The sequence below is a fragment of the Haladaptatus cibarius D43 genome (assembly GCF_000710615.1).
Taxonomy (GTDB): Archaea; Halobacteriota; Halobacteria; order Halobacteriales; family Haladaptataceae; genus Haladaptatus; species Haladaptatus cibarius.
The window spans coordinates 241316-256556 of record NZ_JDTH01000001.1; the positions used below are offsets into that span (position 1 = coordinate 241316).

General features: G+C 58.1%; 13 protein-coding genes. 12 read left to right on the forward strand and 1 reads right to left on the reverse strand.

Annotated features, from left to right (window positions below; all coding sequences use genetic code 11):
• Window positions 1–214: 214 nt before the first annotated feature.
• The 12 genes from HL45_RS01235 to HL45_RS01290 all read left to right on the forward strand — a co-directional run bounded on the left by HL45_RS01235 (window position 215) and on the right by HL45_RS01290 (window position 14439).
• Window positions 215–2059 carry an ABC transporter substrate-binding protein gene (locus HL45_RS01235; RefSeq protein WP_144239978.1) on the forward strand — a complete coding sequence of 615 codons (1845 nt, stop codon included), beginning with the start codon at window positions 215–217 and terminating at the stop codon, window positions 2057–2059.
• A gap of 195 nt (window positions 2060–2254) precedes the next feature.
• Window positions 2255–3271 carry an ABC transporter permease gene (locus tag HL45_RS01240; RefSeq protein WP_049969299.1) on the forward strand — a complete coding sequence of 339 codons (1017 nt, stop codon included), beginning with the start codon at window positions 2255–2257 and terminating at the stop codon, window positions 3269–3271.
• 1 nt (window position 3272) lies between these two features.
• Window positions 3273–4742, forward strand: coding sequence for an ABC transporter permease (locus HL45_RS01245; RefSeq protein WP_049970042.1), 1470 nt, complete (start codon window positions 3273–3275; stop codon window positions 4740–4742).
• The gene (locus HL45_RS01250) at window positions 4742–5818 is read left to right on the forward strand and encodes an ABC transporter ATP-binding protein (protein ID WP_049969300.1); all 1077 of its coding nucleotides are present in this window, start codon (window positions 4742–4744) and stop codon (window positions 5816–5818) included. The genes HL45_RS01245 and HL45_RS01250 overlap by 1 nt, the downstream gene beginning before the upstream one ends.
• Window positions 5815–7152 carry an ABC transporter ATP-binding protein gene (locus tag HL45_RS01255; protein ID WP_049969301.1) on the forward strand — a complete coding sequence of 446 codons (1338 nt, stop codon included), beginning with the start codon at window positions 5815–5817 and terminating at the stop codon, window positions 7150–7152. The genes HL45_RS01250 and HL45_RS01255 overlap by 4 nt, the downstream gene beginning before the upstream one ends.
• Window positions 7152–7604, forward strand: coding sequence for a DUF7555 family protein (locus HL45_RS01260; RefSeq protein WP_049969302.1), 453 nt, complete (start codon window positions 7152–7154; stop codon window positions 7602–7604). Before HL45_RS01255 ends, HL45_RS01260 begins: the two co-directional genes overlap by 1 nt.
• Window positions 7605–7641: 37 nt before the next feature.
• Window positions 7642–8214, forward strand: a complete 573-nt coding sequence (locus tag HL45_RS01265) for a DUF7529 family protein (protein WP_049969303.1) — start codon at window positions 7642–7644, stop codon at window positions 8212–8214.
• Between the two features lie 157 nt (window positions 8215–8371).
• Complete coding sequence (locus HL45_RS01270) at window positions 8372–9220, forward strand: CBS domain-containing protein (RefSeq protein ID WP_049969304.1); 849 nt, start codon at window positions 8372–8374, stop codon at window positions 9218–9220.
• A complete protein-coding gene (gene glyS / locus HL45_RS01275; protein ID WP_049969305.1) occupies window positions 9217–10947 on the forward strand; it encodes a glycine--tRNA ligase in 1731 nt (576 codons plus the stop codon). The genes HL45_RS01270 and glyS overlap by 4 nt, the downstream gene beginning before the upstream one ends.
• A gap of 2 nt (window positions 10948–10949) precedes the next feature.
• Window positions 10950–11525, forward strand: a complete 576-nt coding sequence (locus HL45_RS01280) for a diacylglycerol/polyprenol kinase family protein (RefSeq protein ID WP_049969306.1) — start codon at window positions 10950–10952, stop codon at window positions 11523–11525.
• A gap of 119 nt (window positions 11526–11644) precedes the next feature.
• Complete coding sequence (locus HL45_RS01285) at window positions 11645–14014, forward strand: DEAD/DEAH box helicase (RefSeq protein ID WP_049969307.1); 2370 nt, start codon at window positions 11645–11647, stop codon at window positions 14012–14014.
• 176 nt (window positions 14015–14190) lie between these two features.
• A complete protein-coding gene (locus HL45_RS01290) occupies window positions 14191–14439 on the forward strand; it encodes a hypothetical protein (RefSeq protein WP_049969308.1) in 249 nt (82 codons plus the stop codon).
• A 78-nt stretch (window positions 14440–14517) separates the two neighbouring features.
• Here the strand turns inward: HL45_RS01290 and HL45_RS01295 are convergent, their stop codons facing one another.
• Window positions 14518–15156, reverse strand: coding sequence for an Sjogren's syndrome/scleroderma autoantigen 1 family protein (locus HL45_RS01295; RefSeq protein ID WP_049969309.1), 639 nt, complete (start codon window positions 15154–15156; stop codon window positions 14518–14520).
• Window positions 15157–15241 lie beyond the last annotated feature (85 nt).

Sequence of the window (15241 nt, forward strand, 5' to 3'; positions counted from 1 at the left end):
GTATTTCACGAAAGTATTGCATGGTTTCTCGGCTTCTGTCTTGCACTCTGGTCGCTACTTTCCCCTCACATCTCGCTCCACGAATGGCGAAATAATTCGTTGTCAATCGATACCTAAACTTGACTCCCTCTGCAATTAAACAGCTGTTTAAGACCGTAAGGGTGCCAATCCCAAGCGGTAAGTTTATCCGCCGTGACACACAAGCCGTTGATGGATGACAGATACTGACAACCTGACCCGTCGGCGGTTTTTGAAAGCGACTGGGGGTGCGGCAACGGCTGCCGCGCTCGCTGGCTGTACTGGCGGTGGCGACGGTGATGGCGACGGTAACGGAAACGGCGACAGTAGTGGGAAGAAACTCCAGCTTATCAACTCGACGATGACCACGCTGGACCCGGTCAAGGCGACCGACACAGCATCCGGAACGGTCATTCAGCAGATTTTCGACCCGCTGATGAACTATCCGAACGGGGAAATTGCCGTCGAGAACCTGCTCGTCGAGAGTCACGAGGTTGCCGACGACCAGCGGACGTACACCTTCAAACTTAAGGAAGGCGTCGAATTCCACAACGGAAACGAAGTCACGGCAAGCGACGTCGTCTACTCGTGGCGACGCCTCGCCGAATCGACGAACTCCCGCCGTTCGTACTTCATCCTCGACTCTATCGGCGTCGAGCACGAATCCACGACGAAGACGTACACGAACGAAGAGGGTGAGGAAGAGGAACTCACCGTCGCAAAGTCCGACTCGCTGTCGCTCAAAGCGACGGGCGACTACGAACTGGAAATGACGCTCACCGAGCCGTTCCATTCCACGCTGGAGATGCTCGCCTACACCTCCTTCGCGGTCATCCCAGAGGGAATCGTCGGCGACATCAAAGGCTATGACGGCAAAAAAGACCACAGCACGTTCGCGACGGAAGACCCCGTCGGTGCCGGGCCGTTCAAGTTCAAGTCGTGGACGAGCGACGACTCCGCGGAAGTCACGAAGTACGAGAACTACCACGGTGAGAAGGCGAAGGTAGACGGCATCCACTGGATGATTTCGTCCGACGCCAACGCACGACACACCTACGGTATCATCAACAAGAACGCGGACATCCTCTACAGCGGGAGCCTTCCAACGTCCAAATACAGTCAGGACAAAGTCAAGGACACCAGCACGGACGACCAGGGCCGTACCGTCGGCAAGTACGGTTCGACTGCGGGCGGTGCGACGATGGACTACCTCGGCGTTTCCACCATCAGTTCGTACTACATGGGCTTCAACACGGAAGCCGTCCCGAAGGCCGTTCGACAGGCCTGTGCGTACCTGATGAATCAGGAGCGCCTCGTCAACGAAGTGTTCAAAGGTCGCGGCGAAGCGTCCCACCACTTCACCCCGCCGATGATTTACCCCGGCGGTGCGAAGGAGTACAAATCCCACGCCGAGAACAACTACCCGTACGGGTACAACACGAATCAGCGTGACAAAGCAGAGCAGGTGTTGAACGAGGCTGGCTACGGCCCGGGCAACGAGAACTTCAGCTTCACGTTCACGGTCTACAAGTCTTCGACCACGTGGCCCAAAGTGGGCAACATCCTCCGCGACCAACTCAAATCGGTCAACGTCGACATGGAAGTCGAGACGGCACCGTTTAACACGCTCCTTTCGCGTGGTCGCAAGGGTAACCTCGAAGCGTACTCGCTCGGGTGGGTTATGGACTGGCCAGCACCGGACAACTTCCTCGGCCTGCTCTACCCGCCGCTGACGGACACCTCGAAATCGTCACCGCAGGCGTACACGAACTGGTCGGGTACCGATGCCGCAAACCAGGCGACGAGCGCGTGGGAGAAAATCCAAAGCAACCGTGGCCCAACGGACGAAGCGCAGACCGCCCGTAACGAGGCCTACGTCACTATGGAAGAGGCCAACTGGGAAGACGTCGTGTTCCTCCCGACCTACCACAACCTAGAAGAGCGGTTCTCCTACGAATGGGTTGACGTGCCCAAATACGGTGGCGCTGGTTACAGCCGCCAGATGTACAACAACGTCGAAATTGGCGAACGTACCAATTAACGACCTGTCGTCGTTTATTTTTTGACGCAGGCTCCGTGACAGATATGTATCTGTCCAAATTTACGATGATGTTATCGCAAGACATAATGAGTGGAGCGCAAAATACGGGTATGTATCAGCCATGAACGCGGTTACCATAGGGTGCAACCTACCGCACGACACGCTTAACAAAAATCAGGAGGTGAGCGGAGAATCATGAGTCGATGGCGCTACTTCGCTCGTCGCCTCCTACTGTCCATTCCCATCTTGCTATTCGGGACGACGATAACGTTCGTCGTCATCCGGATGGGACCGCTTGACCCCGTCGGGGCAATTCTCGGCCCGACAGGGGACCCCCAAGCGTACAAACAAATCGAAAACCAACTCGGATTGAACCAACCACTCTGGCAACAGTATATTGATTACATGACTAACATGCTTACCCTGCAGTTGGGTAATTCGTGGGTGCTTCAGCCAGACACCAGCGTGTATTCGATGATAATGCAATACGCCCCAGTTACGCTGTGGCTGGGATTCTGGTCTGTGCTTATCGCCCTTTTCATCGGTATTCCGCTCGGCTTTTACGCCGGGCTTAACCCGAACACGTGGAGCGACTACACCGCCTCGTTCGGTGGTATCGTCTGGCGTGCCATGCCGAACTTCTGGTTGGCAGTGATTCTGATGCAGGTTCTCTCACAGTCTGAGGGTATCCTGTTCGGATTCGACTGGATGAACTGGATCGTTCCGGTCGGCGTCGTCGGTCGTCCGGATTTGACCAATTTGACGAACTTAGATCAGTTCCTCGCCGCTCTCAAGAAAATCGCACCGGCGGCGCTCGTTCTCGGTTCCGCGTCGATGGGGAACGAGATGCGTATTGGCCGAACCGCCGTGTTGGAAACGGTCAATTCCAACTTCATCGAAACTGCACGAGCGAAGGGGGTTCCACCCCGTTCGCTCGTCTGGAAGCATATCTTCCGGAACGCGCTCATCCCGCTCGTCCCGATTATTACGGGTGAGGCGTATCTGCTTATTGGTGGTTCCGTGCTCGTCGAGACGGTGTTCAGCCTCAACGGAATCGGCTACCTGTTCTTCACCGCAGTCATGCAAGGGGACTTACCGCTAGTCGGTTCGTTGATGTTCATATTCATCCTCCTCGTCGTGATAATAAACATCTTACAGGACTTCCTGTACACCATCATCGACCCCCGTGTCGGATACGATGGAGGTGCCTGAAATGAGTCGTACTCCTAACGCTGAAAACGAACGACCGATTCGAGAACGTATCACAGACAACCCACGCCCGGCGATGCTTTGGTTCGCCGGATTCGCCCTTCTCGTCGCGCTCGAATTCGGCGCGCTGGCGAGTACCGTAATGTCGATGCCGTGGGAGTTGCTGATGGACAAACTGCCGTCGTTCTTGACGTCCATCGCCGCGCCGTTCGCCACTGTCGGTGACGCACTCGCGGATATTCCGACGTTGCTGTCGAGGAATATTTTCGACAATTCCGGATGGCGACTGCCCGGTGGCGGATGGGGCGGAACGTTCCTCGGACTGTCTCCGGCAATCGTCTGGGCACTTCGCGTCGTGCTCGTCTACACATATGCTCTCGTCTTCCTGTACTGGCTCTGGCGCGGCTACCTGACGTTCCGCGAGCACTACCGCTACGCAGATTGGACGCCGCGTGACGACATGGTCAACCGATTCCGCGGTCACTCGTGGGGAATATTCGGCTTCATCGTCGTTTTCATGTTCGTCGTGATGGCGGTTTTCGCCCCGGCGCTCGGTACGACGACGGTGGAGCGAACCATCGACAATCCGTTCTCCTACGAAACCAAATATCTGGACAAGGAAACGGGGCAAGTCGAGACTACTCTCATCGGTGAGGCAAACCGCGGGTCGGGCTCGGAAGGTGCCGGTGCCAACGTAGCTCCGATGACCTACGACGCCTTCGACCGATGGCATCCGTTCGGTACCATGCCGTCCGGGAAGGACATGTTCACATTCATGGTACACGGTGCGCGTATTTCGCTGTTCATCGGTGTCGTCGCTATCGGCCTCAGCGGACTCATTGCGGCAGGCTTCGCCCTGCTGACGGCGTACTACAAAGGTCTCGTTGACCTCGCTGTCGTCATCGTGGGTGATTCCATCATGTCGCTTCCGAGACTGTTGTTCCTCATCTTACTATCCTTTGTCCTCCAAGGGACGTGGATAGCTGGCGTTTACAATGGCGGGCTCCTCTTGGCGTTGCTGTTCGCCGCTACCGGGTGGCCGTTCTTGTGGCGTGCCGTCCGTGGTCCCGCGTTCCAAGTTGCGGAACAGGAGTGGATTGACGCAGCGAGAAGCTTCGGACAGAAACCGCGCGTGACGATGCAAAAACACATGGCACCATACATCCTCGGCTACCTACTCGTGTACGCTTCAATGACGCTCGGTGGTATCATCATCGCCGTTGCGGGGCTGTCGTTCCTCGGACTCGGTGTCCAAGCGCCGACGCCGGAATGGGGTCGGGCAGTGGACGTCGGGCAGGACTTCGTGGCAACGCAGTCATGGCACATCTCGTTCATTCCGGGTGTGCTTATCGTACTGGTCGTGACCGCGTTCAACGCGCTCGGTGATGGCATCCGTGACGCCATCGACCCACAGAGTGACTCCGGTGAAGACGGCAGTTCCGAAGTCGCCGCGGCAGGAGGGAGTGGTGCATAATGGCGTCGAGCCAATACTCCACGTCGAAAACCAGTGAGGACGCAATCTTGCAGGTGGAGAACCTCCAAACCGCGTTCTTCACCGACAAGGAAGTCATCCGCGCCTGCGACGGTGTCTCGTTCGACATCAAGCGCGGTGAGACGGTCGGTATCGTCGGCGAGTCCGGTTCTGGAAAGAGCGTGACCGCACGCTCCATCATGGGACTTGTCGATTCGCCGGGACGGATTCTCGGCGGCAGTATCAAATTCAGGGGCGAGGAACTGACCTCGAAGTCGGAAAAACAGTACCGGAAACTTCGCGGCGGGGACATCGCAATGGTGTTCCAAGACCCGTTGACGAGTTTGAACCCCGTCTACAGCGTCGGGAACCAAATCAAAGAGGCGCTGAAACTCCATCAGGACATCAGCGGAACGGAGGCGACGAAGGAAGCCATCAGCCTGCTCGAAGCTGTCGGGATTCCGGACGCCTCCCGTCGGGTCAAAGAGTATCCACACGAGTTCTCGGGTGGAATGCGTCAGCGTGCCGTCATCGCGATGGCGCTGGCCTGTGACCCCGAACTGCTAATCTGTGACGAACCGACGACCGCGCTGGACGTGACGATTCAGGCGCAAATCCTCGAACTCCTCGATGAACTTCAGGAAGAGCGCGACCTCGCAATCATGTTCATCACGCACGACATGGGCGTTATCGCCGAAATTGCAGACCGCGTCAACGTGATGTACGCGGGCGAAATCATCGAAAGTGCTCCCGTCGTCGAACTGTTCGAGAATCCACGGCATCCCTACACGCAGGGGCTTCTGCGGAGCATTCCCGGCAGTAATCTGGATGCAACGCGCCTCGAGACCATCGAGGGCGACGTGCCGACGCCGAACGAACCGGCGACCTACTGCCGGTTTGCTCCCCGGTGTCCCAAAGCGTTCGCAGAGTGTGACAAAGTCCATCCCGTACCGCTTTCGGTCAACGAGGATGCGGAAAACCACACGTCCGCGTGCCTGCTGTATCCGGAGGACGTGTCACAGTCAGACGCTGTCGAGATGCATCGCAACGCCGAAACAGAAAGTGAGGAAGAACTATGAGCAAGGTACAGCAAACCGAATCTGAATCAGTCAGCGTCTCGGAAGGCGAAACGCTCGTACAGGTCAACAATTTGAAGACCTACTACGGCGAGGGCGGACTCGTCGGGTCGAACCCCGTCAAAGCCGTTGACGGTGTTTCGCTGAACATCAAACGCGGCGAAACGCTCGGACTGGTCGGTGAATCCGGCTGTGGTAAATCGACGCTCGGCCGAACGCTCATCCAGTTGGAGAATGCGACGGACGGCGAAGTGCTGTTCGACGGCACTGACATCACCGAACTCTCCGGCACGGAACTCAAAAACTGGCGGCGGAACAGCCAGATGGTGTTCCAAGATCCGGAATCCAGCCTCAACGACCGGATGACTGTCGGTGAAATCGTCCGCGAACCGCTAGACGTCCACGACTGGAAGACGCCGCGTGAGCGCAGACAGCACGTCCGCGAACTGCTCGACGTAGTCGGGCTTCAACCGGAACACTACTACCGCTATCCGCACCAGTTTTCCGGCGGTCAGCGCCAGCGTATCGGTATCGCCCGTGCGCTCGCACTCGAACCCGAGTTCATCGTGCTGGACGAACCGGTGTCGGCACTGGACGTGTCCGTGCAGGCCCAGATTCTCAACCTGCTCGAAGATTTGCAGGAGGAGTTCGGCCTCACCTACCTGTTCATCGCGCACGACCTCTCCGTGGTTCGCCACATCTGTGACCGCGTCGCGGTGATGTATCTCGGTCACATCATGGAACTCGGTGGGGCAGAAGAGCTGTTCGAAAATCCGAAAAATCCGTACACCATTTCGCTGTTGTCCGCGATTCCCGACCCCGACCCGACGGCGAAAGGCGACCGAATTACCCTTCGTGGGACGCCACCAAGTCCGCGCGACCCGCCGAAAGGCTGTCCGTTCAGTACGCGCTGTCCGATGAAAATTCGCCCGGAGGAGTTCCAGCACATCGACGACGACCTGTGGGTCGCCGTCGAAGTGTTCCGCGAAGTCGTGCGCGAACGCTCGCGGGCAGAGCGGTCGATGACCGACCAAGTGAAAGAAATCCTCGGAATGGAGACGCGCTTTTCGGACATCGGCGAGATTCGTCAGGAACTGTTCGCCGAGTTCGACGTGCCGCGAGAGGTGGAAAAACACATCGACGAGGCCGCGGGGTACATCGAAAACAACAGCGACAAGCAGGCTCGTAACTACCTCCGCGACGTGTTCGGAAGCGTTTGTGACGCCGAAAACCCGGACGACAATGTCGTGAGCAACACCGGTCGCTTCAGTCATTGTCACCGACATCTGGACGACTACGAAGAGCCGGACGAGTTCACGCCCTACACGATGCGGTAATGGTCGATGCGAACCAGTCCCCACGGCGGTTTCGACAGCTGCTTGACGCGCTCGTCTACGCAGTCGCGGTGGCTGGCTTCGCGTTCGTCGTCGGCGTCGTGGTGAGCTTTTTGTTCGGTTCCGACCTCGTCGGAGTGAAATACTCCCTCTTTCTCATCGGATTCTTGCTTTTCGGCTACGCGACATTGTTGATGCTTCCGTCCGCACCGTGGGACGTCAATAAAACCGACGACGGTGGCGTCGAAATCGTACGAAACAAAGAGCGAAGCGAAGTTATCGGGTCGCGCGAGGAGACGCGATTCCAAGCGACGGTACAGCGAATTCCGCCGCTGTCCCACTATTCGATTCCACCAGAAGAACGACTTTCGTCCTCGACGAAGCTATTCGTCGCCAGTATCGCGGTGCTCGCCACGTCCTACATCATGGAAGCTGTGTTCGGCGTAGGGTTGTAACAACAGTTTTTACCGCTTCGACGCCTGACATGGCTGTATGCCAGAAATCGGTGACGAGGATGTAAACTACGCCGACCGTATTGCGGCCAATGCAGATGTCGAGAAGGGGGCGTGGAAGCGGACGCTTGACGATATGGAAGCGATGGCTGAAGAACTCGAAGAGGAGGGATGGAATGTCATCGACATTCCGGCCAGTCATACCGCGCCCGAAAATCCGGATGCGGGACGAACCGACCGGTTCGGATTCGTGTACGTCATTCCGGACAACTACGCCGACGAGTTCAGCGAGGCAGTCGAAGCGGGAACCTTCCCGTCCTATCAGGTGTTCCGTCAGGAGATGTCCTCCCGCGTGTTCATGCTGACGCAGTATCTCGACCCTGACACGGAAACCGCGATTCTCATCGCCGGAACGTACGAGATGATGCACGCGCCAGCACTCGTCAAAGCCGCAATGCGGGAAGAGGAGATGTTCAGCCACGTCCAAACCATCGATGGCACGGTTCTCGGGTCATTCCGCCACGACGATTACACGAAATTCTTCCCGAATCCGGAGAAGTACGAAAACTACGTCGTCGAACCGAACGTTGGCGATCACCACGACGAGGAGTAACTTCTCGCTCGCCGATTTCTGTTCGGTCGCTTATTCCTTGTTTGTCCGTTCTGCTGGTTGATTTCGATTCAACCGTTCTTCTAGTATATAAACTCTGACGCCAGAAGCACTGCATGCTTCGCAGGGTACAAGAAGGGTGAAACCGTATCCGGCGCGTATGAACGTTGCCGAAGCGATGACGCCCCGGTCAGACGTGGTTACCGTCGAGCTTCCGGGCACGCGCGATGACGTGCTCGAATATCTCCAAGAACGCTCGTTTTCCTCCGTTCCGGTCGTCAAACAGACTGACGACGGCGAGCAGTACCGTGGCCTCATCTCCCGTGACGACCTCATCGAAAACCCCGACGAAGACCAACTCGCGCTGTTGATGCGCGAGGTAGCGACGACGACGCAGGACGCAACCATCGAGGAAGTCGCCAACCTGATGCTGGACGAAGGCACGCGCCGCGTCCCAGTCGTGGACGGCGAACTCGAAGGAATCGTCACCGTCACCGACGTGGTTCGAGCGATTGCCGAAGGCGAAGCCGACGGCGACACCGAAGTCGGAACGCTGGCCAACAAGGACGTGAACACCTGTTACGTCGATTCACCGCTGACGGTCGCAGAACGCGAGATTTTCTATGCGAACGTCCCCTACGCAGTCGTTCTCGACGCGGACGGTGAGATGGACGGTATCATCACCGAAGTCGATATTATCGAAGTCGCTCGCGTTGTCGAGGGCGAAGACGACACCGGCGGAAGCATCGCTAACGAGGACGACGACTGGATGTGGGAAGGAATCAAATCGGTCGGCAACAGCTACATCCCGACGCGGAACGTCGAGATTCCGTCTACGCCCGTCCGAGAGTTCATGACCGAAAACGTCGTGAACGTCACGAAACGCAAAACCGCGCGTGAGGTGTCCCAGATGATGCTGAACAACGACATCGAACAGGTTCCGCTCGTCAGCGGCGACAAACTCGTCGGCATCGTCCGGGACGTGAACCTGCTGGAGGCACTGAAATGAGCGACGAACTGGTCGAACTCGCCAAACGGCGCGGCTTTTTCTTCCAAGCCGCAGAGCCGTACGGCGGCGTTTCGGGCTTCTACGTCTACGGCCCGCAGGGTGCGGCGCTAAAACGCAATATCGAGGACTCGTGGCGCGACCGATTCCAAGTGCAAGAAGGCCACCGCGAAATCGAAGCCCCGACCATCATGCCGGAACCCGTATTCGAAGCCTCGGGTCACCTCGACACCTTCGACGACATGCTGGTCGAATGCCCGGAATGCGGCGAGAGCCACCGTGCCGACCACCTCATCGAGGACAACACGGATATCGAGGACGCGGAAAGCTACCCACTGGACGAAGTCGGCGACCTCATCGCAGACCACGACCTGCATTGCCCGGACTGCGACACTCCGCTTGCAGGCGAACCTGTCGAGGATTTCAACCTCATGTTCGAGACGGACATCGGCCCCGGTTCGGGCCAACCCGGCTACCTCCGCCCGGAGACGGCACAGGGAATTTTTGTGGAGTTCCCGCGACTCAAAGAGTACGCGCGCAACAGCCTTCCGTTCGGTACTACGCAAATCGGCAAAGCTTACCGGAACGAAATCAGTCCGCGAAAATCCATCGTTCGCGTCCGCGAGTTCACGCAGGCGGAACTGGAACATTTCATCGACCCCGAGGAGGACGAACCGCCACTCGAACGCGTCGAAGACGTGGAAGTGCGACTGTACTCGGCACCCGAACAGAACGCGGACGACGGCGACTATCTCGACACGACGATTGGCGAAGCGGTCGAAGAAGGCATCATCGCAAGCGACTGGGTCGCTTACTACGTCGGCGTCGCCCAAGAGTGGTACGAGCGAATTGGCATCGACATGAACCGGTTCCGATTCCGCCAGCACCTCGCGGGCGAACGCTCGCACTACGCGAGTGACTGCTGGGACGCTGAGGGTGAAATCGGCGGCGACTGGATTGAACTCGCCGGTATCTCCGACCGAAGCGATTACGACCTCTCGAAACACGGCGAGTATTCCGACGACGACTTCACCGTCTTCCGACAGTACGACGAACCGAAGGTGGTCGAACGAGCGACGGTCGAACCGGATATGAGCTATCTCGGGCCGGAATTCGGCGGCGCGGCGGGCGACATCACCGACGCGCTCCAGCGTCTCGCGGAGCGCAACCGCTCGGCGTTCGACAGCGACGAAGTCACTGTCGAAGCAGGTGGCGAATCCTACACGATTCCGGTCGGGAAAACCGGCTTCAGCGTCGATGAGGTCAAAGAATCCGGCGAACACATCACGCCGCACGTCATCGAACCCTCCATCGGTGTGGGTCGCGCACTCTACACCGTCCTCGTTCACTCCTACGAACAGGACGACGTTGAGGGCGAGACGAGAACCCGACTCGCGCTCGAACCCGAACTCGCGCCGACTACAGTGGGTGTTTTCCCACTGATGGATAAAGACGACATGGGCGAAACAGCGCGCGACATCGCCACCGAACTGCGTACCAGCGGTTTCGACGTGACCTACGACGACTCGGGTAACATCGGTCGGCGCTACCGACGCCAAGACGAAGTCGGCACGCCGTTCTGTGTCACCGTGGACTACGAAGGCCTCGAAGACGACAGCGTGACGCTCCGCGAACGCGATTCGACCGAACAGGTTCGAGTCCCCGTTTCTGACCTCGCCGACATTCTCACCGACCTTCGGAGTGGCGACCGCGAATTTAGCGACCTGTAACCGTGTCGGGCGAAATCAAGCGCCGACTGGTGCACGTCAGCGGAACCGGCTTTCCGGCGCTCTACCTGCTGGACTTGGTGACGTGGCACGAACTGCGCTTGTTGCTCGTCCTCGGGTCGCTCGTCGCGCTCGTCCTCGAAATAATTCGCCTGTACATCGGACTGGATTGGAATATTTACGACGAACTCACGCGTGAGTACGAACAGGACAACCTCGCGGGCTACGCTCTGTACTTCTTCGGAATGACCGTCACCGCGTGGGCGTTCCAACCGGAAATTGCGATTCCGGCGATGCTCATGCTGACCATCGCCGACCCCATCAGCGGTCTGCTCGGATCGGGCGAACTGGGCGTCAAGGCGACTCACACTCTGCTTGCGACGTTCGCGGTCTGTGTCGCCATCGCCTCGATTTTCGGCCTGCCCGTTCCGGCGGCGATTCTCGGTGCAATCGCCGCAACCCTCGCGGACGGCGTGAAACCGGTCATCGCGGGTTACGTCATCGACGACAATCTCACGATTCCAATCGGTGCGGGAGTGGCGATTTTCGTGGGATTGCAGTATGTTCCGGCAATCGTCTGAATTTCCCTCTCATTCTCTCATTCATCGTGTTTGGTTTCGCTTTCTCGTATAAACCTTCACCCTTCACTTTCTCCCCCACACGAACCCTTTAACCGAATGACGACGAAACCATACGACGAATGGCGACCACGGACGCTGAAACGAACTACGTGGAACATCCCTATCTCACCCAGACGTTCATCGAGCGGCGACTCTACCAGATTCAACTCGCGGGCACGGCACGCAACGACCACACGCTGGTCTGTCTGCCGACCGGACTGGGAAAAACGACCGTCAGTCTGCTCGTTACGGCGGAACGACTGAACGAGGTCGGCGGAAAGTCGCTCCTGCTCGCACCGACGAAACCGCTGGTCAACCAGCACGCCGATTTTTATCGGCAGGCGCTTTCCGTGCCGGACGAGGAAATCGTCGTGTTCACTGGCGAGGTGCGACCCGACGAACGCTCGAAGCTGTGGGACTCCTCGACGGTCATCATCGCAACGCCGCAGGTCGTGGAAAACGATTTGGTGGGTGGACGAATCGACCTCGGGCCGGTGACCCACATCACCTTTGACGAGTGCCATCGGGCGACCGGCGATTACGCGTACAACTACATCGCCGAGCGATACCACGCGGACGCTCACGACCCCCTCGTCACCGGAATGAGTGCGTCACCGGGTGGGGACAAGGAGTCGATTATGGAAGTCTGTGAGAACCTCGGCCTTCACGAAGTCGAGGTGATGACCGAGGAGGACAGCGACGTTTCCACCTACACGCACGACACCGAAGTCGAGTGGGTTCGCGTCCAACTCCCTGACGAAATTCTGGAGATTCGGGACGCGCTGAACGAAGTGATTTCCGACCGACTGGAGCGGCTGAAACAACTCGGCGTCGTCAACACGACGCGCCCGGACATCTCTCAGAAGGATTTGAACAAGGTTCGCGGACAGTTACAGAAACTCATCGACAACGACCAGTCGGAGGGGTACAAGGGCATGTCCGCGCACGCAGAAGTGATGAAACTCCGGCGTGCGGTCGAACTCGCCGAAACCCAGAGCGTCGAATCCCTGCGCCGATATTTCGAACGCCAGCGAAATTCGGCCCGGTCGTCGGGGGCGTCGAAAGCGAGTCAGCGCATGGTTTCGGAACCGAAAGTGCAGGAGGCGATGCGGAAGGCGGTGCAGTTCGATGACCGCCATCCCAAATTCCGCAAAGCACACACCTTCGTCGCACAGACGCTCGTGGACGGCGGCCAGCGAATCATCGTGTTCACCGAATCGCGCGACACGGCGGAAACGCTGACGGAATTTTTCGGTCAGCATTTCGACGCCCGGCGATTCGTCGGGCAAGGGGACAAGGACGGAAGCGACGGCATGACCCAGAAAGAACAGCAGGAAGCGCTCGACAACTTCCGTGCTGGCGAGTTCGAAGTGCTGGTTTCCACGTCCGTCGCGGAGGAAGGACTGGACGTTCCGGAAGTCGATTTGGTGCTATTTTACGAACCGGTTCCGACCGCGGTTCGCTCGATTCAGCGCAAGGGGCGAACCGGACGACAGGCCCAAGGGCAGGTCATGGTTCTCCTCGCGGAAGACACCCGCGACGAGGCATACTTCTGGATTTCGAAGCGACGAGAGGACGAAATGGAGTCGGAACTGCGGAAACTGAAAGGCGTCGCCGTGGAAGTCGAGGAGGAACTCGACAAATCACAGCAAACGTTGGGCGATTTCGACGCGGATTCTCCCGACGAAGTCAGCCACGGGTTACAGGAGTTCGACACCGAAGATGGCGATACCGAAGAAAAGAACGCCGACGAACCGGACGGCATCGTGGCGACTGCCAGAAAACGCGACAACGGCGAGAGCGTCGAAATCGTCGCCGACCAGCGCGAACTCGACGCGAATATCGCCCGTGACCTCTCCGCCCGCGAAGGCGTGGACGTTCGCCTCGAAACGCTCGCAGTCGGCGATTACGTCCTCAGCGACCGGGTCGCCGTGGAACGAAAATCCGTGGGTGACTTCCTCGACACGTTGGTCGGCGGCGACCGCTCCGTATTTGAGCAGGTGGGCGATATGAACCGCCACTACGCCCGACCCATCGTCATCATCGAGGGTGACGGCCTGTACGAACAGCGAAACGTTCACCCCAACGCGATTCGCGGTGCACTGTCGTCGTTGGCGGTCGATTTCGGTGCGAGCATCCTTCGGACGGAAGACGAGAAAGATACCACGGATTTGCTCGAAGTTATCGCCACGCGCGAACAGGAAGTGAGCGACCGCGAAGTTTCGGTTCACGGCGACAAACACGCGAAGACACTTTCGGAGCAACAGGAGTACGTCGTCGGGTCTATTGCGGACATCGGCCCTGTCACCGCTCGTTCCTTGTTGGAGACGTTCGAGACGGTTCAAGCAGTGATGACCGCGGAGAAAGACGAACTTATGGAAGCACAGGGAGTCGGCGAAGTCACTGCCGACCGAATCCGCGAAGTCGTCGCCGAGGAGTACGACCCGTAAGCAGTGCTTACCGGGGGACGACAACCGGGTTCGTTTTCGACAGCACCGTGCAAAGTTATTTTAGCCTAACAGGGCTTCGTTCTCCGAAGTATGGGTAGGATGAACCAGCGTAAACGACCTGAACGGTCAATCCACATTAAATCCTCCGCGGTGATTCACCCGATGGAGAGTAAACCATGTTACCCCGGCCCACCACGCAGGACGATGATGACGGGTTGGCTGTAGAAGAGTTATACGGAAAGCCACAGCACGAAATTTCCGCAGAGGCAAGCGAACAGGAGTTGTACGGCGACCCACAGCACGACACTCCAGACCGCTTTTCAACGGGTTTTAACCCGGATTTCGGGCACGCGATGAACTGGTTTGATTATCCGAAAGAAACGGCATCCCGTCTTCGCCGAGGGTTGTTCCCCACGGAACGATAGCTACTGACGCATTTTAACTCGAACACTGTCGTCGTATCGAGATTCGACGCATTTGACGTTTCGGCGAAATCGGTGAGCCTACCGCTTCGCTCGGTCTAACGCGTCCAAGGCTTCCGCCCCTTCTCGTGTTGCGGCCAGCAGTTCGCGGACACGTCCGACGTCGTCGGTCTGCTCCGCCTCCCTCGTCAGTTGCGTCAGCTTTCGAACCAGCGCGTTTCGGGCCTCCGTGAGGCCGCCCGTACCAGGTTCGTCCTGTCCAACCGCCGTTCGCGGTTCCGGACTTCGACCGTGTGGTGTCCCCGTCTGACTCGGTGGTGCGCGCCGAGGCTGATTCGATGGGGCCGTGGATTGGCCGGATTGTGGCGACTGGCCGGTCGTTTCTGCATTCGATTGTTCGACTTCGATATTCGTCGCATCCGTAGAAGTTCCTTCCGCAGATGTGGTTTCCGACTGCGCTTCCTGATTCTCCGCATTCTGCGCCGATTCCGATTCAGCAGGCGCGTTACTTGCTGGTTGTTGCTGTTGACAGGTCGGACAGAATTCCGTTCCGTTCTGGCGGAAAATAGGGTCGCCACAGGTGTCGCAGTGTTTTCCCGTCATCGTCGCGCCCTGCAACAGCAGTTCGCTCATTCGCTGTGTCGCCTTTCTTTCCTCTTTTTCGGCTTCGTACTGCTGGCGGAGTTTCTCCCGCTCTGCTTCCTTATCGAAGTCGCTCATGTGCGAACAGAGTCCGTCCAGACTCTTGCCCCTTTTGCTGTTTTCCCCTGCTTCCGCCCGGAACTTTATATACGATACCGCGGCC

Excerpts from the sequence above, each read along its gene's own strand:
- HL45_RS01250 (WP_049969300.1), top strand. The coding sequence starts at position 4,742 with ATGGCGTCGAGCCAATACTCCACGTCGAAAACCAGTGAGGACGCAATC.
- HL45_RS01265 (WP_049969303.1), top strand. The coding sequence starts at position 7,642 with ATGCCAGAAATCGGTGACGAGGATGTAAACTACGCCGACCGTATTGCG.
- HL45_RS01295 (WP_049969309.1), bottom strand. The coding sequence starts at position 15,156 with ATGAGCGACTTCGATAAGGAAGCAGAGCGGGAGAAACTCCGCCAGCAG.
- HL45_RS01290 (WP_049969308.1), top strand. The coding sequence starts at position 14,191 with ATGTTACCCCGGCCCACCACGCAGGACGATGATGACGGGTTGGCTGTA.
- HL45_RS01255 (WP_049969301.1), top strand. The coding sequence starts at position 5,815 with ATGAGCAAGGTACAGCAAACCGAATCTGAATCAGTCAGCGTCTCGGAA.
- HL45_RS01260 (WP_049969302.1), top strand. The coding sequence starts at position 7,152 with ATGGTCGATGCGAACCAGTCCCCACGGCGGTTTCGACAGCTGCTTGAC.
- glyS (WP_049969305.1), top strand. The coding sequence starts at position 9,217 with ATGAGCGACGAACTGGTCGAACTCGCCAAACGGCGCGGCTTTTTCTTC.
- HL45_RS01240 (WP_049969299.1), top strand. The coding sequence starts at position 2,255 with ATGAGTCGATGGCGCTACTTCGCTCGTCGCCTCCTACTGTCCATTCCC.
- HL45_RS01270 (WP_049969304.1), top strand. The coding sequence starts at position 8,372 with ATGAACGTTGCCGAAGCGATGACGCCCCGGTCAGACGTGGTTACCGTC.
- HL45_RS01245 (WP_049970042.1), top strand. The coding sequence starts at position 3,273 with ATGAGTCGTACTCCTAACGCTGAAAACGAACGACCGATTCGAGAACGT.
- HL45_RS01285 (WP_049969307.1), top strand. The coding sequence starts at position 11,645 with ATGGCGACCACGGACGCTGAAACGAACTACGTGGAACATCCCTATCTC.
- HL45_RS01235 (WP_144239978.1), top strand. The coding sequence starts at position 215 with ATGACAGATACTGACAACCTGACCCGTCGGCGGTTTTTGAAAGCGACT.